27 protein-coding genes are annotated in these 24455 nt (G+C 62.5%); 20 read left to right on the top strand and 7 right to left on the bottom strand.

The features are described from left to right. Nucleotides 1-277: 277 nt before the first annotated feature. The 5 genes from HOY34_RS15955 (at nt 278) to HOY34_RS15940 (ending at nt 3893) form a co-directional block, all read left to right on the top strand. Nucleotides 278-1204 carry a DUF2493 domain-containing protein gene (locus HOY34_RS15955; protein WP_172364606.1) on the top strand — a complete coding sequence of 309 codons (927 nt, stop codon included), beginning with the start codon at nt 278-280 and terminating at the stop codon, nt 1202-1204. A gap of 151 nt (nt 1205-1355) precedes the next feature. Beyond that, the gene (locus HOY34_RS15950; protein ID WP_172364604.1) at nt 1356-1796 is read left to right on the top strand and encodes a hypothetical protein; all 441 of its coding nucleotides are present in this window, start codon (nt 1356-1358) and stop codon (nt 1794-1796) included. Nucleotides 1797-2364: 568 nt separating this feature from the next. Beyond that, nucleotides 2365-2691 (top strand): DUF736 domain-containing protein, encoded by a 327-nt coding sequence (locus tag HOY34_RS15945; RefSeq protein ID WP_172364602.1) that lies wholly within the window; start codon nt 2365-2367, stop codon nt 2689-2691. Nucleotides 2692-3097: 406 nt separating this feature from the next. Further along, complete coding sequence (locus HOY34_RS22460) at nt 3098-3313, top strand: transcriptional regulator domain-containing protein (protein ID WP_082006073.1); 216 nt, start codon at nt 3098-3100, stop codon at nt 3311-3313. Continuing rightward, entirely contained in the window at nt 3246-3893 is a 648-nt protein-coding gene (locus HOY34_RS15940) for a DUF2285 domain-containing protein (protein WP_253944505.1), read from the top strand. The genes HOY34_RS22460 and HOY34_RS15940 overlap by 68 nt, the downstream gene beginning before the upstream one ends. Before the next feature lie 7 nt (nt 3894-3900). Here the strand turns inward: HOY34_RS15940 and HOY34_RS15935 are convergent, their stop codons facing one another. Beyond that, nucleotides 3901-4197 carry a DNA -binding domain-containing protein gene (locus HOY34_RS15935; RefSeq protein ID WP_013368638.1) on the bottom strand — a complete coding sequence of 99 codons (297 nt, stop codon included), beginning with the start codon at nt 4195-4197 and terminating at the stop codon, nt 3901-3903. A 461-nt stretch (nt 4198-4658) separates the two neighbouring features. Here HOY34_RS15935 and HOY34_RS15930 point away from each other — a divergent pair, with 461 nt between their 5' ends. Together HOY34_RS15930 and HOY34_RS15925 are read left to right on the top strand one after the other, a co-directional pair. After that, nucleotides 4659-4931, top strand: coding sequence for a helix-turn-helix transcriptional regulator (locus HOY34_RS15930; protein WP_172364600.1), 273 nt, complete (start codon nt 4659-4661; stop codon nt 4929-4931). Then, nucleotides 4932-6098: a replication initiator protein A gene (locus HOY34_RS15925; RefSeq protein WP_172364598.1), complete on the top strand. Its 1167-nt coding sequence runs from the start codon at nt 4932-4934 to the stop codon at nt 6096-6098. It abuts the gene before it with no gap. A gap of 248 nt (nt 6099-6346) precedes the next feature. Here HOY34_RS15925 and HOY34_RS15920 read toward each other — a convergent pair whose 3' ends face one another. Then, complete coding sequence (locus HOY34_RS15920) at nt 6347-7405, bottom strand: IS110 family RNA-guided transposase (protein WP_172364596.1); 1059 nt, start codon at nt 7403-7405, stop codon at nt 6347-6349. 194 nt (nt 7406-7599) lie between these two features. On the opposite strand from HOY34_RS15920, the gene parA reads away from it, so the two are divergent. The 9 genes from parA to HOY34_RS15875 all read left to right on the top strand — a co-directional run bounded on the left by parA (nt 7600) and on the right by HOY34_RS15875 (nt 14662). Further along, nucleotides 7600-8253, top strand: a complete 654-nt coding sequence (gene parA, locus HOY34_RS15915) for a ParA family partition ATPase (protein WP_172364594.1) — start codon at nt 7600-7602, stop codon at nt 8251-8253. Continuing rightward, the gene (locus HOY34_RS15910) at nt 8250-8504 is read left to right on the top strand and encodes a hypothetical protein (RefSeq protein WP_172364592.1); all 255 of its coding nucleotides are present in this window, start codon (nt 8250-8252) and stop codon (nt 8502-8504) included. The genes parA and HOY34_RS15910 overlap by 4 nt, the downstream gene beginning before the upstream one ends. Continuing rightward, a complete protein-coding gene (locus tag HOY34_RS15905) occupies nt 8501-9019 on the top strand; it encodes a DUF2840 domain-containing protein (RefSeq protein ID WP_172364590.1) in 519 nt (172 codons plus the stop codon). Before HOY34_RS15910 ends, HOY34_RS15905 begins: the two co-directional genes overlap by 4 nt. Further along, nucleotides 9016-9561, top strand: coding sequence for a S26 family signal peptidase (locus HOY34_RS15900; protein WP_172364588.1), 546 nt, complete (start codon nt 9016-9018; stop codon nt 9559-9561). Before HOY34_RS15905 ends, HOY34_RS15900 begins: the two co-directional genes overlap by 4 nt. 35 nt (nt 9562-9596) lie before the next feature. Then, on the top strand, nt 9597-9932 hold the full coding sequence (locus tag HOY34_RS15895) for a DUF736 domain-containing protein (RefSeq protein ID WP_172364586.1): 336 nt from the start codon (nt 9597-9599) through the stop codon (nt 9930-9932). Between the two features lie 4 nt (nt 9933-9936). Then, a complete protein-coding gene (locus tag HOY34_RS15890) occupies nt 9937-10647 on the top strand; it encodes a transglycosylase SLT domain-containing protein (protein WP_172364584.1) in 711 nt (236 codons plus the stop codon). 313 nt (nt 10648-10960) lie between these two features. After that, nucleotides 10961-13033: a relaxase/mobilization nuclease domain-containing protein gene (locus tag HOY34_RS22455; protein WP_172364582.1), complete on the top strand. Its 2073-nt coding sequence runs from the start codon at nt 10961-10963 to the stop codon at nt 13031-13033. Between the two features lie 284 nt (nt 13034-13317). Continuing rightward, entirely contained in the window at nt 13318-14034 is a 717-nt protein-coding gene (locus HOY34_RS15880; protein ID WP_172364580.1) for a dimethylarginine dimethylaminohydrolase family protein, read from the top strand. 28 nt (nt 14035-14062) lie between these two features. Next, nucleotides 14063-14662 carry a TetR/AcrR family transcriptional regulator gene (locus tag HOY34_RS15875; protein ID WP_172364578.1) on the top strand — a complete coding sequence of 200 codons (600 nt, stop codon included), beginning with the start codon at nt 14063-14065 and terminating at the stop codon, nt 14660-14662. Between the two features lie 6 nt (nt 14663-14668). Here HOY34_RS15875 and HOY34_RS15870 read toward each other — a convergent pair whose 3' ends face one another. Beyond that, a complete protein-coding gene (locus HOY34_RS15870) occupies nt 14669-15268 on the bottom strand; it encodes a TetR/AcrR family transcriptional regulator (RefSeq protein WP_172364576.1) in 600 nt (199 codons plus the stop codon). 147 nt (nt 15269-15415) lie between these two features. Here HOY34_RS15870 and HOY34_RS15865 point away from each other — a divergent pair, with 147 nt between their 5' ends. Both HOY34_RS15865 and HOY34_RS15860 read left to right on the top strand, forming a co-directional pair. After that, nucleotides 15416-15778, top strand: coding sequence for a DoxX family protein (locus HOY34_RS15865; RefSeq protein WP_172364574.1), 363 nt, complete (start codon nt 15416-15418; stop codon nt 15776-15778). A gap of 25 nt (nt 15779-15803) precedes the next feature. Continuing rightward, entirely contained in the window at nt 15804-17225 is a 1422-nt protein-coding gene (locus HOY34_RS15860) for an MFS transporter (protein ID WP_172364572.1), read from the top strand. A gap of 69 nt (nt 17226-17294) precedes the next feature. On the opposite strand, the gene HOY34_RS15855 is transcribed toward HOY34_RS15860, so the two are convergent. From HOY34_RS15855 to pdxR, 4 genes are all read right to left on the bottom strand, one after another. Then, nucleotides 17295-18491, bottom strand: coding sequence for an MFS transporter (locus HOY34_RS15855; RefSeq protein WP_172364570.1), 1197 nt, complete (start codon nt 18489-18491; stop codon nt 17295-17297). Further along, nucleotides 18488-19291 (bottom strand): YggS family pyridoxal phosphate-dependent enzyme, encoded by an 804-nt coding sequence (locus HOY34_RS15850; protein WP_253944504.1) that lies wholly within the window; start codon nt 19289-19291, stop codon nt 18488-18490. Before HOY34_RS15850 ends, HOY34_RS15855 begins: the two co-directional genes overlap by 4 nt. Before the next feature lie 40 nt (nt 19292-19331). Continuing rightward, nucleotides 19332-20636, bottom strand: a complete 1305-nt coding sequence (locus tag HOY34_RS15845; protein ID WP_172364566.1) for a serine hydroxymethyltransferase — start codon at nt 20634-20636, stop codon at nt 19332-19334. A 131-nt stretch (nt 20637-20767) separates the two neighbouring features. Further along, nucleotides 20768-22261, bottom strand: a complete 1494-nt coding sequence (gene pdxR, locus HOY34_RS15840; RefSeq protein WP_172364564.1) for a MocR-like pyridoxine biosynthesis transcription factor PdxR — start codon at nt 22259-22261, stop codon at nt 20768-20770. Nucleotides 22262-22404: 143 nt separating this feature from the next. Between pdxR and HOY34_RS15835 the strand changes: the two genes are divergently transcribed. Both HOY34_RS15835 and pdxY read left to right on the top strand, forming a co-directional pair. Next, the gene (locus HOY34_RS15835; protein WP_216654792.1) at nt 22405-23604 is read left to right on the top strand and encodes a benzoate/H(+) symporter BenE family transporter; all 1200 of its coding nucleotides are present in this window, start codon (nt 22405-22407) and stop codon (nt 23602-23604) included. Then, nucleotides 23604-24443 carry a pyridoxal kinase gene (gene pdxY, locus HOY34_RS15830; protein WP_172364560.1) on the top strand — a complete coding sequence of 280 codons (840 nt, stop codon included), beginning with the start codon at nt 23604-23606 and terminating at the stop codon, nt 24441-24443. The genes HOY34_RS15835 and pdxY overlap by 1 nt, the downstream gene beginning before the upstream one ends. The last annotated feature ends 12 nt before the right edge of the window (nt 24444-24455 follow it).

Genomic DNA, 24455 nt, shown 5'->3' with positions numbered 1-24455 from the left:
ATCCTGTCATGCGCATTGGCTGCATCCTGTCATCAGCAGAGGACCGCGCCTTGGCCTTCCGAGAGGGCGATCGGCCCACAAACGCTCCGGTCAGGCAATGGCGGCGCCCGACTGATTTCCGTCGGCGGGCCAGCCCGCCTTTACAGCGCGAAACAAATCAGCCGGGCTTTGCCATCAAGGCACTCGCCAGAGGCTCGCGCTGCCAGACAGGAGCGCCCGTGGGCTTTCGTCGCCATGAAGGCCGCGACGGTCGCGGTCCAACTGACGGAAGCATCCCATGTACGCGCACGACGATTTCGAACCCGATCACAGCACGTCCCCGACCGGCCATGCGATCGAAGAACTCGAACTCTACGGCTACCGCCCCTCGGAAGACGAGGCCGATCCCCGGATCACACCCGAAGATCACGTCATCCAGGGTGCAGTCTCCGACATCTTCGACGCCCTGATTTCCACCATGGCCGACACCAGCCTCGATTTCGACCTCGACGAGATCCTCTGGTCCACCGTCAACACCTTCCACCGCGCTGTCGAGCGGATCGAGACCAAACTCGACGATAACGAGCAGGCACAGAAGCGCCTTCAGCGCGAACAGGACGGCAGCGAGGTCAAATCCGTCCAGCTCGAAACCCTGATCGGCGCGGGCCAAAGCCTGATCGAGCGCCGCGACAGCATGGAAACCTTCCGCGATACCGCCGCCGACATCTATCTACGCACCACCGGCACGCCCTGGTCGCAACGCTCCGGCTCCCGGGTCAACCATCGCCAGATGACCTCGGCCATGATCGACAGCCGCGACTTCATCGCCGCAAAACGCCGGGCCGACAATGAGGTGCTGCTGCCCGCCGGACCAAAGATCGCCTTCTCGGGCGGTGACACCACCGATCACCGGACGATCTGGGTCAAGCTCGATCAGGTCCACGCCAAGCACCCGGACATGGTCCTGATGCACGGCGGATCGCCCAAGGGCGCGGAACGTATCGCGGCCACCTGGGCCAATAACCGCAAGGTCGCACAGGTCGCGTTCAAACCCGACTGGGCAAAACATGCCAAGGCAGCACCCTTCAAGCGCAACGACCAGATGCTCGCCACGATGCCGATCGGAGTCATCATCTTCCCCGGCACGGGCATTCAGGACAACCTGGCCGACAAGGCCCGCAAGATGGGCATCCCGGTCTATCGCTTCGGGACCGGCAGCGCGTGAGCGCTGCCTTCCCACCTCATCATGTGCATGACGACAGCGCCCGCCGATCATTCCGTGTCGCCTGGACAGGCATATTCATGCTATATGTCGATGTGCGCCATGGTGGTGGTGGAAGGCGCAACCGTCCAACCTTTTGCACGGAGACACCACCATGATCGTTCTCGGAATCCTCGTTTCCATCGCAGCCATCGGCACCATGTGCTGGTTGCTGTTCAATCTCGCCGTATTCGCCCTGCCGTTCTTCATCGGTCTGAACGCAGGCATCTGGGCCTATGGCACAGGGGCTGGCTGGCTCGGCGGCATCGTCGTCGGTCTTCTCGCCGCCGGTCTGACACTGGCCGTCGGTCAGGGCCTGCTCATGCTGGTCCGCCCGATCTGGGCGCGTTTGCTCATCGCTCTGGCCTTCGTCGCTCCGGCGGGGCTGGCCGGGTTTTACGCGACGCTCGGTATCGTCAAGCACATGATGCCGTCTGAGACATGGCAGCTCATCTTCTCGGTGATCGGAGCGATTGCGGTGGGCGTGACGGCGTTCCTGCGCGTTGCAGGCATGGCGGCAGCCGGTCCAGCGGACGGGAACCTTGCACGCACCTGAACCGCAATGATCCGTTGACGGCGACCAGACGCAGATTCGGATATTCTGCCATCTTCGTCAGGAGCATGGGACAGATCACGGGCAAGCACCGGATCAGCATGAGGCACAGACGCGCCCATAGGAGCGCAGAACGGTCAGCGCCAGCGTCTGCGGATTAACCAGAACTCGGTTGGGGGCAATGCCGGTAGAACAGGCCGGGAAGAGAGATGCGCATGGCCTGAGATGGCGGGGTGACAAAAAGGCCGGTGTTACCGGTCTGGTCTTCATGATGGAGCCTCAAGGTCGCCACCGTCTCCGTTCAGCCCCCGTGTCTCGACCGCTCCAAACGGCCTCTTCAATGGCCTGATCTGGCCGAAGACCAGCGCGATGCGCTTCGACCGCTTTAGCGCAACAGCGTCGTCACAACTTTCTTCCCCTGACGGCAGAGCCGCCATTCCGCGCGGAACAAGAAAGTTTCTCCTGTGCTGTCCAGCCCCCAATGGGGGTGCGCCAGCGTTCGCCTCCGGCCGGTCGATCGCCATCGAGGCCGCAATGGTGCGGGCTCGGAAACGGAAAACGGAGACTTAAAATGGCAACCATCGGCACCTTCAAGAAGACCGGCTCGAACGAATTCACCGGCGACATCGTCACCCTCAGCGTCCAGGCCAAGGGCGTGCGCATCATCCCCGACCTGCGCGCCACCGGCGAGAACGCCCCCAGCCACCGGGTCCTGGTCGGACGCGCCGAAATCGGCGCCGCCTGGTCCAAGCGCTCCAACGAGGGCCGCGACTATCTGGGCCTCAAGCTGGACGATCCGAGCTTCAACGCCCCGATCTACGCCAACCTCTTCGATGACGAAGAAGGCGAAACCTTCTCCCTCATCTGGTCCCGCCCCAACGGTCGCCGCAGCGACTGAAGCGCGGAACAAAGGCCCCGACCGCAAGGTCGGGGCCTTTGTCATACCCGCAGGAAAGCCGTCACGCCCACCGCAACTGCTACACCCGGTTCTCCGCCCGCTCCAGCTTGGCGCGGACCTGCCCGAAATGGGCGGCCGCCTTGTCGCCCTGCGGGCCGCGCGCTCGTCTGCGCCGGAACCGCGCAGTCGCGCGTTTCCGCCATTCGGCTTGGATCACTGACACGGGAATGTCGTCAGGGTGTCTCCCATGTGATGCGCAACAGTGCTAACGAGAGATTCTTTAATGGATTGATCAGGTTAGGCGATCCACTTATCGCGTTAGATACGCTACCGCAAAACCATTCAATACCGCAGCCTTTTCAGGTCGGACGTGGCCTTGTGCCCTTCGGCTTTGGGAGGACGCGCCATGCAGAGCATAGATTGGCGTACTCCGGCGGCCTATAAACGCATTAAAGACCTTCCGCCCGCCGGTTTCGCCTGGGAATATCTTCGTCGCAACGAAGACTATCGCCGTGACGTCGAGAGACTCACGCAGAGGAGAGAACCCGCGGGAGATGAGGTTGACGCCTTTGCTTCCCGCTGGGGGGTGCGATTTCGCACACGACCCCGACGCGCAGCCTGACGGCGCACCGCCTTTCTGGTCGCCGCATTTCAATCCGCAGGCCATTATTCTGTCTCCGGTCGAGCAGAACGATGCCGATGGCGGGCGGCTTGTCGCTCTTGCACATCTCGATGGCCTGATCCTGCGCCGCGCGCCGGATGGCTGGCACGCAATCTGGCGTATCGGTGGGATGGAGCATCAATTCTGGCTGCCACAGGGCGCGATCGATGCGGCAGCTTTCTATGCTGCAATCCTGCCCATGGATGAGTTCATGGAGTTACGCGCCCATGCGGCCCGCCGCCTCTGGAGGTGCCTGACAGGCCGCTCTCCGGGGCCGGGTATTCGCTCCATGCCAGCGCAGCTTCGGCAATGGCACCTTCTGTCGCTGCGGGCGCTGGACGCACGGCTACATGGCGAAAGCTATCGCGCCGTTGCCGAAGTCCTGCTCGGCTTCCGTGGTGACAAGGAAGATTTCGAGACTGATCCGCGCAAGAACAAGGCACGTCGTCTTGTTGCCCACGGCATCAGAATGATGCGCGGGGGCTATCGGCTGCTTTTGCATTATCCGGTCAAGCCGATTCCACGATCAAAAGGCAAATGACGCAATCTCAACGATTCCTGTTTGCCGCAGCCTGTTCCAGTATTTGCCTGTAACCTTCCCGCGACAGCCATTGAGCGCGTTCCAGATGGCTCTGCCAGCATCGCCGGGTGCGCATCTCATCTGATGCCGGATCGCGGTGCAGAACTATTCGCGCCACTTCCTTCCAGTCGGCTTCTTCGGACTTGGCGTCCAGAATACGCAGATAGGTCACAAAGTGCTGCTCGTCATAGGCGGTGATGATATGGCCGGACGGAGCCAGATCATCCACATCGGGGTCAAGTTCGACGGGTGCTTTCACGGTCATTCCCCTTCTTTCAGAAGAGTTTCTGCGGTTCGCCCCCGCAATAAAACTCTCTGACTCCTGGTGATCGGGGAGTTAGTAACCGTGTTGAACGGCCCCATGGCCTTTAGCTGGAAAGCCTGTTGCATACGCCACAGGCTCCCCGACCATAGGGTCAAGGAGTGTGGTGCCGTCACGGCCGACACCAACCGTCAACAGGGGTTACTAAGCCCCGGAGCAGTGCGTCTGCTCCATCTGCATTCATAGCCGAACTGTGTGCGGATGTCTTGGGCGAATCCGCATCGGGCTCACTGAGTTGCTGAAATCTCACGTCTTTTCGCGCTGACATAGCCCCTTTCGGGGGTGCCGTCTGCGTATGTACGCAAATGCGGCACGCTACACGCCGCCGATCACTTCCCATGGTTCGCCATAGCGCGCCGCCGTCTCCGGCAGCCGCATCAACCTGACGAACCGGAGGTGATCTCATGGCCGAGCGCCGAAACGCGGACCTGCCACCGCGCATGCTGCGTACTCAGGAGGCTGCACGTTTCCTTGGTATTTCTCTTCGCACGCTGGAAAAGCACCGGACCTACGGGACCGGTCCGACCTATCGCAAAATCGGTGGCCGGGTTCTCTACACGGTCGAGGATCTTCAGGCCTGGGCCGACATCGGCGCACGCAAATCCACCAGTGACAAGGACGCCGGCACGGTCTTTCCGGCTCGCCCCCTGACTGCTGAAGAGCGGAGCAAGCTCTGAATGCGGCGCGTCGATCACCCTGACGCCCTGCGACGAGAAGGCGGTAGCGAGCGCAGCCACCTCGATCCATTTATCGTCGCAACCGGCGATGCCAGTCCGCGCGACCAGCGCGATCTGATGGAACGGCCTTTCTTCTCGCTGGCGAAGACGCCGCGCACGAAGCCCATCCTCTACAAGACCGCCGATGTCGAGGTGCAGGTGTTCGGGATGCCCGAACATGGCATGGCGACGATCTGGGATGCCGATGTGCTGATCTGGGCTGCAAGCCAGATCGTTGCCGCCGCAAACAACGGCATCAAGACATCCCGCTTCTTCCGCTTCACGCCCTATCATCTGCTGCGCGCCATCGGCCGCGACACCGGAAACCGGCAATATCTGCTGCTGAAGGCAGCGCTTGCCCGGCTGCAATCCACGGTCGTCGCCACGACGATCCGTAACGGCAAGCATTGGCGCCGCCGCCAGTTCTCCTGGATCAACGAATGGGAAGAGATGACCACGCGCGACGGTCGCGTTGAGGGCATGGAGTTTGTCCTGCCCGAGTGGTTCTACAACAGTGTCCTTGACCGTTCGCTGGTCCTGACCATCGACCCGGATTATTTCCGGCTGACCGGTGGTATCGAGCGCTGGCTCTACCGTGTTGCCCGCAAACACGCCGGACATCAGCCGCATGGCTGGCTGTTCGAGGTTGCGCACCTTTACCAGAAATCCGGCAGCATGGCCCGGCCATCGGACTTTGCACTGGACTTGCGCCGCATTGCTGCCCGCCAGCCGCTGCCCGGCTACCAGCTCAAGATCCTGCGCGAGGATCGCCGCGAACTGCTGCGAATCCGCCCCGAAAATCTATCCACAGTGCCTGTAGATAACATTGTGGATGCCGTCGGTACATCAGGCGCAAAGGGTATCGGTACATCAGGCGCAGCACTATCGGCACATCAGGCGCACGAGCCCCAGTTAAGCCTTTGTAACGAAAAGAAGAATCCGACTGCTAACTTAGAATCTAACATAGAATCTTCTTTAACTGTTTCTGTGGGTGTGAAGCACGCGCCCAGTGCCACCCGCGATCATCTTGCCAATGATCGCGCGCGTTCGCAACAAGCAGCGAAAGAACCATCCCGAGCTGTCCGTCTTCCGTGGATCCCAGGCATCGAGCCGGAGGACACGCCATGAGCGGATCATCGATATCACCCCGAGCGGCTCACGCTTCTTTCCGTGGTCGATATCAGGATCGCCACAAGCAGGGATCGGAAGGTCGGGCGGCCAAGCTAACTCGCGTCTTCGCGGTCGCAGAATGCGATGCGGACAAGATTCTGAACGTGCTCACCCGAACCCTCGTCCCCTCGGGGGACATCTCTCCGCCGCAGCGGAACTCTCAGCCTATGTCAGCCGGCCTCCATGCGGATGACAGGCAGGTGGGCTTAAACGCCGGGAGCAGGCTTCGGCGCGATTGCCAAACCGTCACCCGTTTTCCAGATGAAGGTGGTTCCCTCGACCCAGATGCGGTGCATCAGCACGGCCATCCGGCGTGCAAGCGCGGTGACGGCGCGTTTATGCCCCCGGTTCTTGACCAGCCGCATGCCCCATGCCTTGAGCGACGACCAGCGCTTCACGCGGATGAGCAGGATGTGCGCGGCCTCGTAGAGCGCCGCCCGTGCCATAGCATCGCCGCTCTTGGACACGCGCCCGGTCCGTTCAACCTCGCCAGACTGGTAGGCGCGCGGCGTCAGTCCCAGATGTGCGCCTACCGATTTGGAGCGCCGGAACCGCGACGGCACGTCGATGGTCGCACGATAGGTCAGCGCCACGATGGGCCCGACGCCGGGAACGGTCATCAGCCGGCGGCACACGTCATCGTCACGGGCGAAGTCCATCGCCACCTTTTGCAGGTTGGCGTATTCGACAGCCAGAGCACGCCTCGCGGTCAGCATTGGATTGAGCGCCCGCATCAGCATCGCACGGTCGCCGGCGAGTTCCAGAACGCGCGCCTCGAAGTTGCGTTTGGACACCACGCCCATCTTCAGACCGAAGCTGCGCAGCATTCCTCTGATCGCCAGTTCGATATCCATAAGCTTGCGAACCAGCGTCTGCCTGGCCACCAGCAGGAAGCGCAGCTCCTGTGCGGTCTGCGTCTTTACATGCACGGCGCGGAACCAGCCGGTGCGCATGATGTTGGCGATCCCCCGCGCATCGTTGCGGTCAGTTTTGTTCGGCATGGCCGACAGCGCCGCCTTGGCATGCCGGGTCTCGATACACACGACCGGCAGACCGGTATCCGCCATGCCGCCGTAAAGCCATTGCGACGGAGCACCAGCCTCAAGGCCGATCCGCTTCATTGCCATGCCGCATTGCGCGAAGAACGCAACGAGGTCGTCTGGTTCGGAAGCAACCTTCGCCTCCTTCATCACGACCCCATCAGCATCAACGATGCAGATGCTCGTCATCTCAAGGGAAACATCCAGTCCTGCGTAGTAGTCCATCTTCTCTCTCCATTCCGGTTGATGGTGGACCGGCATGAGCCGGTCAGATCACCGTTCACGGTATGGCAAGAGGCGCTTTCTCCACACGCGACGAGAACAGAAACAGTTACCCCAGCTAACTTTTCTTCTTTGACGCGCGCGCATGAAAGGCACGGTGCCAGTGCCACTTCCCGCCGACCTGGGCGGGGTACGCCATGATCGTCGCGCTCCTCAATCAGAAAGGCGGCGTGGGCAAGACCACGCTCGCGCTGCATCTCGCCGGAGCCTGGGCTGCGCAAGGCAAGCGGGTCATCCTGATCGACGCCGACCCGCAAGGCTCCGCACTCGATTGGTCCGAGCGGCGCAGCCATGAAGGGCTGCCAAGGCTGTTCACCGTCATCGGCCTTGCCCGCGATACGCTGCACAGGGAAGCGCCGGAACTGGCGCGTGACGCCGATCATGTCGTCATTGATGGTCCACCCCGTGTCGCTGGCCTGATGCGCTCTGCGCTGCTTGCAGCCGATCTGGTGCTGATCCCGGTGCAGCCATCTCCTTTCGACGGCTGGGCCTCGGCCGAGATGCTGGCGCTTCTGAACGAAGCGCGCATCTATCGACCGGAGCTGTCCGCCCGTTTTCTGCTGAACCGGTGCGGTGCGCGCACCGTCATCGCCCGCGAAACGGCAGAGACACTGGCGGACCATGATCCGCCCTTGCTGGCCACGACGATCGGCCAGCGTGTCGCCTTCGCCGAAGCCGCACAGACCGGGCGACTGGTCTCCGAGACTGATGGCGGCGAACGGGCCGCACAAGAGGTCACAGCGCTGGCGGCCGAAATCAATGGCCTCGGTATCGGGAGGATCGTGCCATGACACGGCCGCCCGTCAAATCCGGCTTCGCATCGCGTCCGGGCAATCCCGATAGCTGGGTCCGAGCCGCCGATGCGCCGGCAACCGGCAAGACGGCTACGGAGGCGTTCACCGCGCGCTTGACCATCGACATCACGCCCGAACTGCGCGGACGCATCAAGGTTGCCGCTTTCCGGCGCGGTGTCACCGTCGCCGTGATGCTGCGCGAGCTGCTGGTCCGCGAGTTTCCAGCCATCGAAGGAGATCAGCCATGACCGGCAAAACCGTGCGCGCTGCGCATGAACATCCGCCGTCGGACGGGCCAGCACCCTTCACCACAATGGTCGAACTGACCTTCCAGAAGAAGAAGGTCGAGCGATGGATCAGGTTCGGTCACAAGAGCTTGGAGCAGATCATCGACCGCCGCCGCAGTCTGATCGGTTTTGCGCCCGAAAGCATCTTCGCCTTCGTCCGTTGGGCCTCCAACGATTACGGTACCATCGTCTCGCGGCTCGACATCCTGCGCGCTGTCGGGCGTGGCGAACCGTACCAGACCGTGCCCTTCGTTCGTCCTGGCGGCGAGATCCTGCTGCGTATCGACGGCTGGCGACAAGTCCAGCGGGTGCTGGCCCTGATTGATGCCGTGGACGCGCTTGGCGTCGATCCGGCAGATGTTGCGCCGGATCATTGGCGACACGTTCACAACCGTTTGAGTGCTGGTCAGGAACCCAATCCCTACACCCCGGAGCGCCATGCCGCGTGGATCAGTCGCCGGAGGATCGCGCCGTGAGCCGCCGTCATATCCTTGCCGTGTCCATGCTGGCCGTCGGCACGCTTGTCGCCACGGCGGTTGCCGATCTGCCAACCCGGCTGATCTGGAATGCGACTGCCAGCGCGCCCATCGGCTTCTACACAATTGCTCCCGCCGATGCGCTCGAAGTTCCCGAACTGGTCGCCATCATGCCGCCCGAACCGCTGGAGCGGTTCATGGTCCAGCGCGGTTATATCGGACGCGGCGTGCCGCTGCTGAAGCGTGTCCTCGGCCTGCCGGGACAGCGCGTCTGCCGCAGCGGTGCAACCATTACCGTCGATCATGTCGAGATGGGGGACGCGCTGGAGCGCGACCGCATGGGCCGCGATCTGCCCGCCTGGCAGGGCTGCCGCATCATCGGCGACGGTGAACTCTTCCTCATGAATTGGGAAATCCGGGACAGCCTCGATGGCCGTTACTTCGGACCTGTTCCCGCCAGTTCCGTCATCGGCCGGGCGCTTCCGCTCTGGACCGATGAGGAAGGAGATGGCCGCTACGAATGGCAGGCGGCCACGCATTGAACCCACGCCGAAACCTCAACGACAGGAGATTTTTCATGCCAAAGATCGGATTGTTCACGCGCGATGAAACGGGCTTTTCCGGGCGCGTTCACACGCTCACGCTCTTCCGTGAGCTTACCATCCTGCCAGCCGAGCATTCAGACGCCGAAAATGCGCCGGGCTACCGTGTCCATCACGGAGCTGATGACGGCCCCGAGGTCGGCGCTGCATGGAAACGCACCGGCGAAAAGGCTGGTGAGTATCTCTCGGTGCTGCTCGATGATCCCGCCTTGCCGCAGCCGATCCGCGCCAATCTGTTCCGCGACGACGATGCAGGATCGTCATGGTCACTGCACTGGAGCCGCCCGCGGCCCCGCGAAGATCGGGACTGAGATCATGCGATCCCGCGCCCTTCTTCTCTTCACGGCTCTTCTGTCGGCGGGCAGCGGATTGACGCCAGCGATTGCGCAGGTTACGCCGCAACCTGCGCCTGTCACTGCGCATCCCCATGCTGCTTTCATTGCCGAGGCGTCACAGCGTTTCGGCATTCCAGAGCACTGGATTCGGGCCGTGCTGCGTGTGGAAAGCGCGGGCGATGTGCGCGCCATCTCATCGGCGGGTGCAATGGGACTGATGCAGGTCATGCCCGATACCTGGGCGGGCCTGCGCAGCCGCCATGGCCTCGGACGCGATCCCTACGATCCGCGCGACAACATCCTCGCAGGTACAGCTTATCTGCGCGAGATGTGGGACCGCTATGGCAATGTCGCGGCCATGCTTGCCGCCTACAATGCCGGTCCCGGTCGCTATGATGAGCATCTGGCGACAGGCCGCACTTTGCCCGCAGAAACACGCGCCTATGTCGCCACGCTCGCACCTGTTCTCGGGCATACGGCTGCGCCTGATGTGCCGACGATTGTGCCGCCGCCACCTGCGGATTGGCGCGAAGCTCCGCTCTTCGTTGCGCAATCCAGCGGCAATTCGGCGGCGGCCAATCAGCCGCCGAGCGACGTCCGCGCAACCGTTCCTCTGCGCGATTCCGTCGATCAGGAGCCGCAGGACGGCGGCATATTCGTGGCCCGTGCGAGCAATGGAGATGCGCCATGAGCAAGGCGTCTCCACGCGCCTTCGGTCCGCTTCCGGTGTGCAGTCAGGCAGGGGAGCGCCTGGCTGTATTCCCGGCAGGGAGGGCAAAAAGGGAAAGAAAGGCGGAGGGCAAGATAAAGGAAACCGGCACCCTGTCGGGCCGGTTTCTGGACAAGCCCTTGTCTGCACACTGTTTTGGGGCGCGGCGCACGGCACCCTGCTTTTGGGCCTCGCGTGCCGCGATATGGCGCAGAGCCTTGGCTTTGCTGGGTTTTGACCGGCACTATAGCCGAATATCTGCCTTTTGCGTGCCTAAACGGCATGGGATGCGCTCATGAGCGCCGACGATGAGAACCGCTTTCGCCCCAGGCCAGGCCGGATCAAATCCGACGTGCCAAAAGCGGGCAAGGCGAAGAGTTTTCTGACGCAGGCGAAGAAGCTGGCGCGTCAGCATAGCAACAGCCCAGGCAGATCATCGTCATTCGCATCATGGACGTCCTCGTCGCCTTCATCTGGTTCGGCCGTAAAGAGCGGGAAGGCATCGCGGGCTGGCAAAGGTCCTGGCGTCAGGCGTGGCCGCGGCGCGGCCTTTGTCCGCGCCCGAACCCTGTCGGGCGGTTGGCGTCACAGTGCGGCCAGCGTGCGCCGCGTCGTCGTCAAAACCCGGTACGTCCAGAGCGCGGGGAAGAACGGCAAAGGGGCTGCCCACCTGCGCTATATCCAACGTGATGGAACCTCGCGCGATGGCGAACGTGGCCAGCTCTATTCGGCGACCGACGATCGCGTTGATGGAGATGCTTTCCTTGATCGCGGCAAGGATGATCGACACCAGTTCCGCTTCATCGTTTCGCCCGAAGATGCCGCCGATCTTTCCGATCTCGCCGAGCACACCCGCGATCTGATGAGCCGCATCGAGGCCGACCTTGGCACGAAGCTCGATTGGGTCGCGGTCAATCACCACAATACCGGCCATCCCCATGTCCATGTCATCGTTCGGGGCAAGGACGATCTGGGCGAGAACCTGGTCATCAATGGTGACTATCTCGCCAATGGTATTCGTGAGCGGGCGAGCGAACTGACCACGCTGGAACTCGGCCCCGTGACCGAGATCGAGCAGAGCCGGAAGCTATCTGCCGAAATCGATCAGGACCGATTCACGCGCATCGACCGCGCTATGGCCGAGGAGGCCGACGAACGGTTCCTTGATCTGCGCCATGAACCGGCAGATGCACGCCGCCAGTTCAACCGCACGCTTCGCCTGCGCCGTCTCGCCAAACTGGAAAAGATGGGGTTGGCCACGCAACATGCACCCGGCGTCTGGGAGCTTGGCGCGAAGATGGAACCGGCGCTGCGTGAACTCGGTGAGCGCGGTGACATCATCCGCAACATGCACAAGGCGCTGAAGGCTGATGGGCAGGAGCGTGATCCGATGACCTTCCAGCTTCACGATGCAGCACCCGCGGCACCCATCACCGGCCGCGTCGTGGACAAATATCTCACCGACGAGATGGGCGAGAACCTGACGCTCGTGGTGGACGGCATCGACGGGCGAACGCACCATCTTCCCGGCATTGATCCGGCCCGCGTCGAAGATGCCCGGATCGGCAGCATCGTGGAAGTCGGCCCCGCCGATACAGCACAACGTCCCTCTGATCGCACCATCGCTGCGATCTCGGAGAATGGTATCTACCGACCAAGCCGCCACCTCGAACAGGCGAAGTTCGAAGGACGTGTGCCAGGCGGCGATTACGAGGGCTATGTCGATGCCCATGTCCGGCGACTGGAGGCGCTACGCCGTTCCGGGATCGCTGAGCGGATCGACGCTGACCAGTGGCGCATCCCGGAGGATTTCGAGCGCCGCGCTACCGCTTATGATGCCGGTCGCAACCGACACGCCAGCATCCGTGTCGTCTCGACCTTCGATCTGGAAAAGCAGATCGGCGCCGATGGTGCGACCTGGCTTGACCGGCGACTGGTTACACCGGACGCTTCGGACCTTACCCCGGCGGGGTTCGGGCAGCAGGTGCGAGAGGCTATGGACCAGCGCCGCGAGCATCATATCGCACAGGGCGATGCTACACGGCAGGAGAATGGGCGCATCCTCTATCGGCGCAACCTGCTCGCCAATCTGCGTGAACGGGAAGTGATCCGCGTCGGTGCAGAAATGGCCGTGAGCAAGACGCTGCCCTTCCGGGCGGCGGCGGACGGCGAGAAGATCAGCGGCAAGTTCAACGGCACCGTCCAGTTATCGAGCGGCAAGTTCGCCATCGTTGAACAGAGTCATGAGTTCACGCTGGTCCCGTGGCGGCCGGTCATCGACCGCCAGCTCGGCCGCGAGGTCATGGGCGTCGTGCAGGGCGGTACGGTGTCGTGGCAGTTGGGGCGACAACGGGGATTAGGAATTTAACACAGAAGCAGCGGCCACTAATTAATAGACAGATTGGTCGGTTAATGATATATCGCCTCCCTCCGGTCGCTAAGCGAGGCGCCGGGGGTGAGACGCAGTTACTGAGACCAAGCGAAATCCCATGATTATTATCTCCAACCCTTCTGATATCGCACCCCTGAAAGAGGTGGTTGTCGGCCCCTACAAGCGCTTTGGCTGGTGGTCTCTGATCATGGACTATCTTCGCCATCCCGATCTGGTGAGCTTCCGCTACCTGGCCAACAACTCGGTCGAGGTGCCGCGGCATGACTTGGCCGCACCTCAGCATGCCCGGTTCGTGGAGCTTTTGCGGGAGCGGCGTGATCGTGCATACGCTTGGGAATGTCCACGATGTCATGCTCCAGCTCTATCCGCGCGACATCGCCTTTGCGGTGGATGACGTGCTGTTCCTTGCGCGTTCGGGTAACCCCACACGCCGGCGTGAACAGGCTGCGCTGTTGCCGTTACTGGACCGGGTTTCGCGGGTCGAACGGCTCGATGACGGAATGATCGAAGGCGGAGACGTCATCGTCACCGACAGCGACGTCCTGGTCGGGCTGGGCGAGGCGACCAATCGGGCGGGAGTTGCGGCGCTGCGGCGCGGTTTCGAGCGTGCCGGAATTGCGCGGCGGATCGTGCCGATCGAGTTTTACGCGCGGGGTGTCGTTCATCTCGACACCAAGTTCACCATTGTCGGGCCAAGGCTGGGCTATGTCCACTCGGCCGCGCTCACGCCCGAATCACGCCGGCTGCTAGCCGACCGGTTCGAACTGATCGAAGCGTCGGAGGACGATGCGCGGTCGTTGATGATAAATACCTTCGCGCTGGCCCCCGACCGGCTTGTCATCGACACGAGAGCCGAAAGGCTTGCCGCAACCCTGCGTGAGCGTGGCATCACCCCGATCCTTGTCGATTACGCTGAAGTCACACGCTGGCCGGGGGGCTTGCGTTGCTCGACCCTGCCTCTGCGGCGCGAAGCGTAGATATCGGGACAACAGACCAGGATCATACATGGCCAGAAAACTCGATCCCGACCGTCATGCAGCCAGGCGGCAAACAGTGCTCGACGCGGCGATCCGTTGCTTTGCCGAGAAGGGGTTCCACGGCACGTCGACCGCAGAAATCTGCAAGGTGGCCGGGATGAGCCCCGGCAACCTCTTTCATTACTTCGAGTCCAAGGCGGCGATCATCGCAGCCATCGCCGAGCAGGACCGTGACGAAATCGCCGGCCTCTTTGCAGAAGCGTCAGGGGCAGATGACGTGATCGGCGCCCTAGAACAGATCGCAGAAAAGGCACTGCGCCTTGTCGCGGACCAAACCTACGGACGGCTGACGCTGGAGATCGCCGCCGAGTCGGCTCGCAGCGCCGAAGTCGCGGCTCTGTTTCAGAGGAACGATACTTTCATCATGGATGAGTTGATCCGCCTTCTGGAAAGAGGCGTTGCAGCCGGGCAGATCGATCCCCAACTCGATTGCGAGGCTGCCGCCGCCTGGCTCTACGCTCTAACGGACGGTGCGATCGCCCGCGCGATCATGGACCGAGACTCCACTGTCGAGGCTCATCTACCGATGCTGAAGCGTCTGATCCGCAGGTTCGTCGAGAAGCGATAGAAGAGATCATCCCTGCGGTTGCAGGAACCGGCTGACCATGGTGGTGATGAGCTTGCGGCTTTCCTCGAAACCAATGCCCGAGGTCATCAGCGGCAGCATGGGCGCCGCATCAAGGATGGCGACCAGCACGGCGCTGGTATGCTCGGGGTCCAGATCGGGATCGACCTCGCCACGCGCCTGGCCTGCTTTCAACGTCTCGGCCAAAAGCTGGCGCACGCCATCGGTGTTGGCCTTGAGGATGGCGTGGATTTTCTCGTTTCTGCCCGCCTCCGCCAGCAGCTCGAACAAGATGCGGCAATGGGCGAGATCGTCCCAGCCCGTCATGCTCCAGAGTTCGGATAGCAGGACGGTCGCCGTTGCCTCGCTGTCCTTGTGACCGCCGAAATGGGCATGAAGCCGGGACAGGTAATCGTCGGCCATCTGCTCGACGATCGCCTCCTTGCTCGGGAAGTAGTGGTAGAGATGGCCGGGACTCATTCCGGCCTCCTTGCAGATCATTGAGATCGACGCGCCTTGTAACCCATGGCGCATGAAGCAGCGATGCGCCGCTTCCAGGATTTCCTGCATTCTGCCTTCGTGCTGCTCGGGAACGCGCTTGCGTGCCATAGGGCCTCCAGATTCATAGTGTGATCGCTCTATTATATCTTGACGCTGGCGCGATCATAGTTAGAGTGATCGTTCAAACTATGTTGGATCGGCTGTGACGTCCAGTCTTTTGCGACAGGGCAGCTCAGACACACCTCGCGAGGCACCATGAACAAACCTCTAATCGCTATATCCTCAACACTGGCCTGGCTGCTGGCGGCCTTCTTCCTGTTCGGCGCATATGGAAATACCTTCCTCTCCGAAGAGAACGCGGCGGCCTATGCGGCCTGGGGCTATCCGGACTGGTTCCACTACATCACCGCCATCCTCGAACTGGCGGCGGCGATCCTGCTGATCCGCGCTGCAACGCGTCCCTATGGCGCGGGCCTTGGCGCGCTGGTGATGGCGGCGGCAGTGCTGACCACGCTTGTGAATGCCGACTACGGCCACGCCGTCGCGCCGAGCGTCGTCCTCGCGGTTTCGCTTCTGGTTCTTAGCCTTTCCCTGACCGTGCGGCGCAGAGCCGCCTGACTTTCCACCCCCGGAGACAATTTCCATGAAGGATCCCGTTTCACCGGCCGGCTCGGCCGAACCATCACGCATGTCCGCGGCAGAGGCGGCCACCTGGTCCGACCTGTTGTCGGGACGGCACCTTGCCATCGTGCTGGTCATGGCCAGCGGCGTGCTGCTCTATGCGATGAACCTTTACTTCACTGCCGCGCTGATGCCGTCCATCGTCACGGATATCGGCGGCCAGCAATATTACGCCTGGGTGACGACCGCCTTCGTCATCTCGGCCATCGTCGCCTCGCTCTTCGTCAGCCGCGCGCTCGAGGCGCAAGGTCCGGCTACGGCCTATCTGATCGCCTTCGTCGGGTTTGCCCTCGGTGCGGCGGGCAATGCCATCAGCCCGGCCATGGAGTTCCTGATCGCCGGCCGCGTTGTGCAGGGCCTCGGCGGCGGCCTGCTGGCCGGGCTCGGCTATGCGGTGATCCGGGCCGCGCTGCCGGAACGGCATTGGGCGCGCGCCACGGGCGTCGTCTCGGCCATGTGGGGTCTCGGCACGCTGTTCGGACCGGCGCTCGGCGGCTTGTTCGCCGAACTCGGCCTGTGGCGCTGGTCCTATGGCGGGCTGGCTGTGGTGTCACTGCTGTTCGCGGTCGTGGCGCAACGCTCCTTTGCCGGCGCGACAGGTTCGGGCAATCGCACGCCGGTGCCCGTTGCCTCGCTCATCCCACTGGTGCTGGCGACGATCGCCATCAGCCTCAGTGCTATCGTGCCGATCGGCTGGCCGACCTTCGCGGTCGTTGGGATCGGCCTTGTCCTGCTGTGGCTTTTCGTGGTGGTCGAGCGCCGGTCGCAGAATACCATCCTGCCGCGCATCACTTATAGGCGCGGCAACGCGCTGAAATGGGTCTATCTGACCGTTGCCGCACTCAGTGCCGGTGTGATGGTCGAGAATTTCATCCCGCTGTTCGGGCAGCAGCTTGCCGGTCTCAGCCCGCTGATCGCGGGGTTGCTTGGGGCCGTTCTGTCGCTCGCCTGGGTTATCGCGCAACTCTTCGTCGTCTCGGTCTCTTCGGAGGCCGCGCGCCGCCGCGCCATTCGCCTCGGACCGCTGCTGCTGACGGCCGGGCTGATCGCCTATGGCCTGTTGCAGGCCCAAGGGGCCGAAATGACCATGGTGCTGATATGGGCGGCGGTTCTTGCGGTCGCAGGTGTCGGCATCGGTCTGGCATGGCCGCTTCTCGGCGTCGCGGCCATGAGCAGCACCACCGATCCGGCCGAGGGTGGCAAGGCAGCGGCTGCGATCACCACGACGCAGCTCATCGCCTTCTCGATCACCTCGGCCTTCGCCGGCACGCTGATGGCGGCAGGTGGGGATTCGGTCGCGGACGCGGCACGCTACGTCACCTTCGGGATCGCGCTTCTGACGCTGCTCGGCATCTTCGCCGCAGGTATTGCCACCAGAAAGTGACGCGACGACGTCCGCGTTCGGGGCGGCTTCACGGGCTCTGCCTGTGATGCCGCCCTGAGGCGCCTGAGCCTACGACAGGGGCTTCAAACGCCGCATACTCCATTCCTGGAGAATGACTATGGCACAGGTCAGGATCATGAACCCGGCCGAGGCCCACAGCACCCCGCTAGGGAGTCCCCTATCCAGCAGATAGCCGAACAGGATGGGACCAAGCACGCCGCCGATATTAAACCCGGTGGAGACGATGCCGAAAACCCGTCCCTCGGCCCCGGCGGGTGCGGCCGCGCGCACCAGCATGTCGCGCGACGGCGCGATGCAGCCGGTCAGAAACCCTGCGGCCCCGAGTGTCGGGACCAGCACGAAAACCGGCATCGGGATCAGGATCACCGCGACGATCAACAGCGCAGCCAGACCGAAGACCGCCGCCCCGACGAGGCCGTGGCGGGTCGTGCGATCCGCCAGCACGCCCCCGGCCAGAACGCCGAATGCGCTGGCAAAGAGAAACGCTGTCAGGGCCAGATTAGCAGTTGGCAGGGATACATCGAATCCCTGGACCAGGGCCGAGACGGAGAATTTCTCGATTGCGCCGGTGCTGAGGTTCAGCAGCAGGAAGAACAGCGTCAGAGAGATGATCGCGCCACTCAATGAAATCCTGATCCGCGAACCGGAAGTGCTGGCCTCCTCGCGCTTTACGATTGCCGAGGTAGCGGGCACCGGCGCCCCCCGGATCGCCATCGCCACAAGGACCAACAGTCCCAGAACGGCGCTGGCGGCGAAGGCCGAGCGGATGTCCAGACTGAGCGCCAGCCAGACCAACGTCAATGGCGCCAGCGCATTGCCCAGAAATCCCGCGAACGTGTGAATCGAGAAGGCCCGGCCCATCCTTTCCGGCGCCATGCCGCGCGACAACAGTGCGTAGTCGCTGGGGTGATAAACGCCGTTGGCGATACCGGCCAAAGCCATCGCAAGGACGAGCATGGTGAAGGTCGGAAACACCACCAGTATTGCAAAGCTGGCGCTGCCGAGGGCAAGCCCGGCCATCAGGAGATTGCGCGCGCCGAACCTGTCAACGGCATAGCCGAGGGGCGCCTGCACGAGGGCGGTCACGATGTTGAATACCCCGAGCGCGATCCCGAGATCGACGAAGCTGACGCCCATGGCCGAGGGCAACAGTGGCAGCAGCGCCGGAACGGTCATGATATGGAAATGGCTGACCAGATGCGCGGCCGAAATCTGCGCCAGCAGGCCGCGTTGAGATACCGTCATGCCGGGCTTTCAGCTTCCTGCGGAGCGGCAGGAGGTATCAGTCCCGGCCAGTAATGGGCGTCGTCGGTGGGGCGCGGGCCGAAGATGGCCTGACCGACGCGCACCACATCCGCACCTTCCTCGATGGCCAGTTCGTAGTCGCCCGACATGCCCATGGACAGCCGGGTCAAGCCCGAATGAAGCTTAACGGCACGGTCGCGCAGGTCGCGCAGCAGGCGGAAGCACGGCCGCACCCGCTCAGCGTCAGAGCTGAAGACCGCCAGCGTCATCAGCCCTTGGGGCTTCAGGCGTGGATAGTCGGCCAAGCGTTCAACGAAGGGCAACAGATCATCGGGATGCAGGCCGAACTTGCTGTGCTCGCCCGATGTGTTGACCTGCACGAACACATCGAGGTCGCGGTCCAGCGCGTCAAGGCGGCGGTTCAGTTCTTCCGCCAGCCGGACGCTATCGAGAGCATGAAACTCCGATGCCAGACGGACTAGATATTTCACCTTGTTTGTCTGGAGGTGGCCGATGATGTTCCAGCGTATCGCAAGATCGCCAAGAATGGCCTGCTTGTCCCGCGCTTCCTGTAGCTTGTTTTCCCCGAAATCGGAGATGCCCGCCGCGAAAGCATGGCGCAGGATATGAGCGGGGACCGTCTTGGTAACGGGCAGAAGCCGCACATCGTCGGGCTGGCGGCCGCTGCGCCGACAGGCGGCGGCGATGCGTTCCTGCACACCTTGCAGGTTGGCGGCAAAAGCGCGGGCGGGGTTATTCCCGAAGCGCGCAATGTCTTCCGATAAAAGATCGGCATTCAACGATACTGTCATATCCGAACAGGCTCCCGCGTCATGGCAATCAGTAGGGCAGCGGAAAGCGGCCGACGAGGCCGCGCACAAGCCCATTGATCCGCTCGCGTTCAGCGTTGAGCGTCCCGCCACGGAGATTGTGCAGCGTGTCGAGGATCAGCGCGGCGATCTGCCGATATTCATCCGCACCGAAACCACGCGACGTTCCCGCGGCGCTGCCGACCCGGATGCCCGATGTTACCATGGGTTTCTCGGGATCGTTCGGGATTGCGTTCTTGTTGAGCGTAATACCGACCGATTCCAGCGCCTTTTCGGCGATATTGCCGGTGACGCCGAGAGGACGCAGATCGACCACCGCCAGATGGCAGTCGGTGCCGCCAGTGGTGATCGCCAGCCCGCCATCGGTCAGCGTTTGCGCGAGGACGCGGCAATTCTCGACGACGCGCCGCGAATAGGTCTTGAACGAGGGGTGAAGCGCCTCGCCGAACGCCACCGCCTTCGCCGCGATGACGTGCATGAGCGGGCCACCTTGTAAGCCGGGAAAGGTCGCGGAATTGATTTTCTTCGCAATCTCGGCATCATTTGTCAGGACGAACCCGCCGCGCGGTCCGCGCAACGTCTTGTGCGTGGTTGAGGTGACGACATCGGCAAAGGGTATTGGCGACGGATAGGCGTCGCCAGCTACCAAGCCCGCGAAGTGCGCCATATCGACCATCAGGATCGCGCCCACTTCGTCCGCGATCTGGCGGAAGCGGGCAAAATCCAGCGTGCGCGGATAGGCCGATCCCCCCGCAATCAGCAATTTCGGGCGATGCGCCCGCGCCAGTTCGGCAACCTGGTCCATGTCGATCAGGTGGCTTTCGGGGTCCACGCCATAGCTGACGACATTGAACCATCGGCCAGAAAGATTGACCGCAGCGCCGTGAGTCAGATGGCCGCCCGCCTTGAGGTCAAGGCCGAGGATCGTATCGCCGGGCGTCAGCAGCGCGAGAAATACCGCCTGGTTGGCCTGGCTGCCAGAGTGCGGCTGCACATTGGCATAAGTGCTTCCGAAAAGCTGGTTCAGGCGCTCGATGGCGAGGTCTTCGACGACATCGACATTGGCGCAGCCGCCATAATAGCGCCGATGCGGATAGCCTTCGGCATATTTGTTGGTGAGGATCGAGCCTTGCGCTTCGAGAACGGCGGGGCTGACAAAATTCTCCGAGGCAATCAGTTCGATGCAATCGCGTTGGCGTTCCCGTTCGTCGGCGATGGCCGAGAACACTGTGTGATCTCCATCCGACAGGCTGGCGCTTCCAACGGAGCCTTCCGAAAGGGTTTGGTTCAAGGGTTCGGCTGTCGATGTTGCCATCACTGGTCTCCTTCAAGGTTCCGGCAGGAATCGGTTCACCGCATGAGCGTCATGCGGAGGGCGCGTTGCCGGTCCCTATCATGAGAGTGGTCTGATATTTCCATCCATTTATAGGATTATATCCAGACCATTCATGCGGAAGCCTTCACTGTCTGGAGTGCGTTCGCCAGTTTCCTGACCGCAACCTTAAGCTCGCACGGCGTGTAGGCAGCAAAGCCCATCAGGAATCCGGCCTTGCCGTCACCAGCGGCATGAAGGGCGGAGAGTCCCAGCAGCTCCACGCCGACACGGCGCGCGGCATCGACGGCTAGGCGCTCGGGAATGTCACAGGTCAGAACGCACGGCATTTGCAGTCCGCCGACAGGGACACGAGGTTCGACAAAATCGGAAAGATACTTGCGGACCAGGCCGGACAACACATCTAGTCGTTGCGCATAGATTGTGCGCATTGCCCGGACATGCGCGCCAAAATGCCCGCCTTCCATGAACCGCGCCAGCGTCAATTGGGCTATGGATGCCGTGTGGCCGTCGAACAGGGTGCGAGCGACCGTCATCGGTTTCACCAGTTGCGGCGGCAGCACGGCATAGCCGATCCGCAAACCCGGAAATAGGGATTTGGTGAAGGTCCCTATATAGATGGTCCGGTCATTCGGATCGAGGCCCTGCACACATGCGGTCGGCTTGCCCGCATAATGAAACTCGCTGTCATAATCGTCCTCTATGATCCACGCCTGATGCCGGGCTGCCCATTCGATCAGCGCCAACCGGCGATCCAGCGCCAGCGTCGCGCCGGTTGGAAACTGGTGCGAGGGCGTAAGGAAAATCGCCTTGGCAGGGTGCGGATCGCTCAGGATCGGCTCAATCGTGATGCCCTGACTGTCCACGCGGATCGGCACAGATTCCAGACCGGCAGCGTCGAACGCCTTGCGGGCGCCGTAATAGGCTGGGTCTTCGATTAAGATCCGCTCGCCCGGATCGAGCAGCATATTCGCGCAGAGCGTCATCGCCTGTTGCGAACTGGTCAGCACCAGCACGCGATCGGCCGTTGCCCGCGCGCCACGTTCGAGGTTCACATAGTCCGCGATAGCCCGGCGCAACGGCTCGGTCCCCTGCGGATCACAATGCAGCAGAGCCAGTGTGCCAGTCTCCTTGAGCACCTGTCGTTCCAGCCGTTCCCAAAGCGGCAGCGGGAAACTGCGCGTGTCCGGCACTCCATGCGCAAAGGGGCGCGGCACTAGCATCTCGCGCACACCACCGCTGCGGAACATGGCGCCGCCGCGCTTGCTAAGGTTCGGGGCTTGGTTGCGCATGAGTGCATCGCGCTTAGAGCGCCGATGGCCGGGCAAGAACTCCGTCATCTGCGCGACGAAGCTACCGCTGCCGACACGACGTTCAATGAAGCCCTCGGCATGAAGCTGCGCATAGGCGGATTCAATCGTGTCACGCGAAACGCCCAGTGATGCCGCCAGTGCGCGCGAGGCTGGAAGTGGCTTGCCGGGGCCAAGTGCTCCGTCGAGGATCAGTTGGCGGATTGCCCGCTGTATTCGCGCGTGGAGCGGCATCGCTGCATGGGCCGGGTGGGCAATCCACGCCTTCACCGATTCGAGCTGAGAGTGCTTGAACAAATGGTCTGATCCTCTGGAAGTAATTGGCAGGGAATATCAGGCCATTGATCGGTTAGATGTCAAGGCATGTTCGCGGCCTCGTGCCCTGTCTTTGGAGAACCCCCGGAACCATGCCGTCCAGTCCGTCACCATCGCCCATCCGGTTGAACGATCTTACCCATCCCATCGTCGCAGGACTGATTTCCGTCATCGTCAACTATGGCGGGACGTTCATTCTTGTCTTCCAAGCCGCTCAGGTTGCGGGCCTTAGCCCGGAATTGACGGCATCCTGGGTATGGTCGGTTTCGATTGGTGTCGGGCTGACCGGGCTATTCCTGAGCTGGCGCTACCGCGAGCCGATCATCACGGCGTGGTCAACGCCAGCCGCTGCCTTTCTTGTCACGGCGCTTGCCACCACTTCCTATGCGGAAGCAGTCGGAGCCTACATCATCTCTGCCGCCGCCTTCGTTCTGCTCGGCTTGTCCGGATATTTTGAGAAGGTCATCCGGCTGATCCCGCCCGGCATCGCCTCGGGCCTGCTTGCGGGCATCCTGCTGCAATTCGGCATAGGGGCATTTGGCGGCGCCAGCGTCGATCCGGTGCTCGTTGGCCTGCTGATCCTTGCCTATGTGCTGCTCAAACGCATTTCCGCGCGCTATGCCGTGGTCGGCATCCTGGTGATCGGGCTTGTGTTTCTGCTCTTGCAGGACCGTGTTGATCTGTCCGGCCTGCAATTGAAGCTCGCCATGCCGATCTTTACCATGCCGGAGTTTACATTGAACGCGGCCTTGAGCGTCGCGCTGCCCTTGTTCCTCATCACGCTGACCGGACAGTATATGCCCGGCATGCTGGTGCTGCGGAACGACGGGTTCAAGACGAGCGCCAACCCTATCGTGACCACGACCGGCCTTGGCTCGCTTCTCATGGCTCCGTTCGGCTCACATGCGTTCAACATCGCCGCCATCACGGCCGCTATCGCCACAGGCCGGGAAGCGCATGAAGACCCCTCAAAACGATGGATCGCCGGGATCGCGGCGGGCTGCTTCTATGTGCTGGTCGGCGTGTTCGGCGTGACCCTTGCGGCGGTGTTCATGGCGTTCCCGGCTACGTTCATCACCACGCTGGCGGGCCTTGCGCTACTCGGCACCATCGGCGGCAGCCTCGCCGGAGCTATGGCGGAACCGACATCGCGTGAAGCGGCGCTCATCACGTTTCTCGCCTCGGCCGCGAACATCAACATGCTCGGTGTGGGCGGTGCGTTCTGGGGGCTGGTGATCGGCCTTGTCGCCTACATGGTGCTGAACGGGCGGTTGCCCCGCAAACGATCTGTCGAAACCGCCACCAGCGGGAGCGCGGCCGAGTGATGGCGATGCAGACATCCATCATTTCCATCCAGAGCCAGGTTGTGCATGGGCATGTCGGCAACAGCGCCGCCGTTCTGCCTATACAGGCACGCGGATTGAACGTCGCGGCGGTGCCGACAACGCTGCTGTCGAACCATCCAGGCTATGAGACGATGCGCGGGCGCGTGCTGGAGCCGGAACTGGTAGGCGATCTGTTGCGGGGCGTCGAGGAACGGGGGCTGGTCGAAACGAGCCGCTACATCGTTTCGGGATATTTAGGCTCGCGCGCCAATGGAGAGGTGGTCGCGGCGTTCGTCGAACGCGCCCGCCAGATCAATCCTGACATCACCTATATCTGCGATCCGGTCATGGGCGATTCCAATCTCGGGGTATTCGTCGCCGATCAGGTTATCGAATGTCTGCTCGACCACCTCATTCCATTGGCCGACCTCCTGACCCCCAATCAGTTCGAGCTTGGACTCATGACGCAGGGCCAACCGGAGGCTTGGCCGGAGCTAAAGACAGCGGCCGCAAAGATACAGGCGATCCGCTCGGCTCGGCTTGTTGTCACCGGCTGCCATCTGACGGACACGCCGGACGGCTCACTGGAAAACATCGTATTCGAGGACGACGCGCCCATGCGGCTGACCTCGCCGCGACTGCCCATCGTCCCTGTCGGAACGGGCGATTTATTCACCGGGCTTCTCACGGCCAATCTCGCGCAAGGTCGCAACCTCGTTGGGGCCGCAAGAAATGCCGCTGCCGTTGTCCTCAACATCCTTGGACGCACTATCGCCGCAGGCGAACACGAAATGCAGCTTGGTAGCGTCATAGACGCGCTGGTGGAGAACATCGAATGACCAGCGCACTGC

Origin of the sequence: Pseudogemmobacter hezensis (assembly GCF_013155295.1) — a bacterium.
In the GTDB taxonomy this organism is placed as follows: Bacteria; Pseudomonadota; Alphaproteobacteria; order Rhodobacterales; family Rhodobacteraceae; genus Pseudogemmobacter; species Pseudogemmobacter hezensis.
The sequence above is the reverse complement of the archived record's forward strand: the minus strand, read 5'-3'. Positions and strand labels throughout refer to the sequence as shown.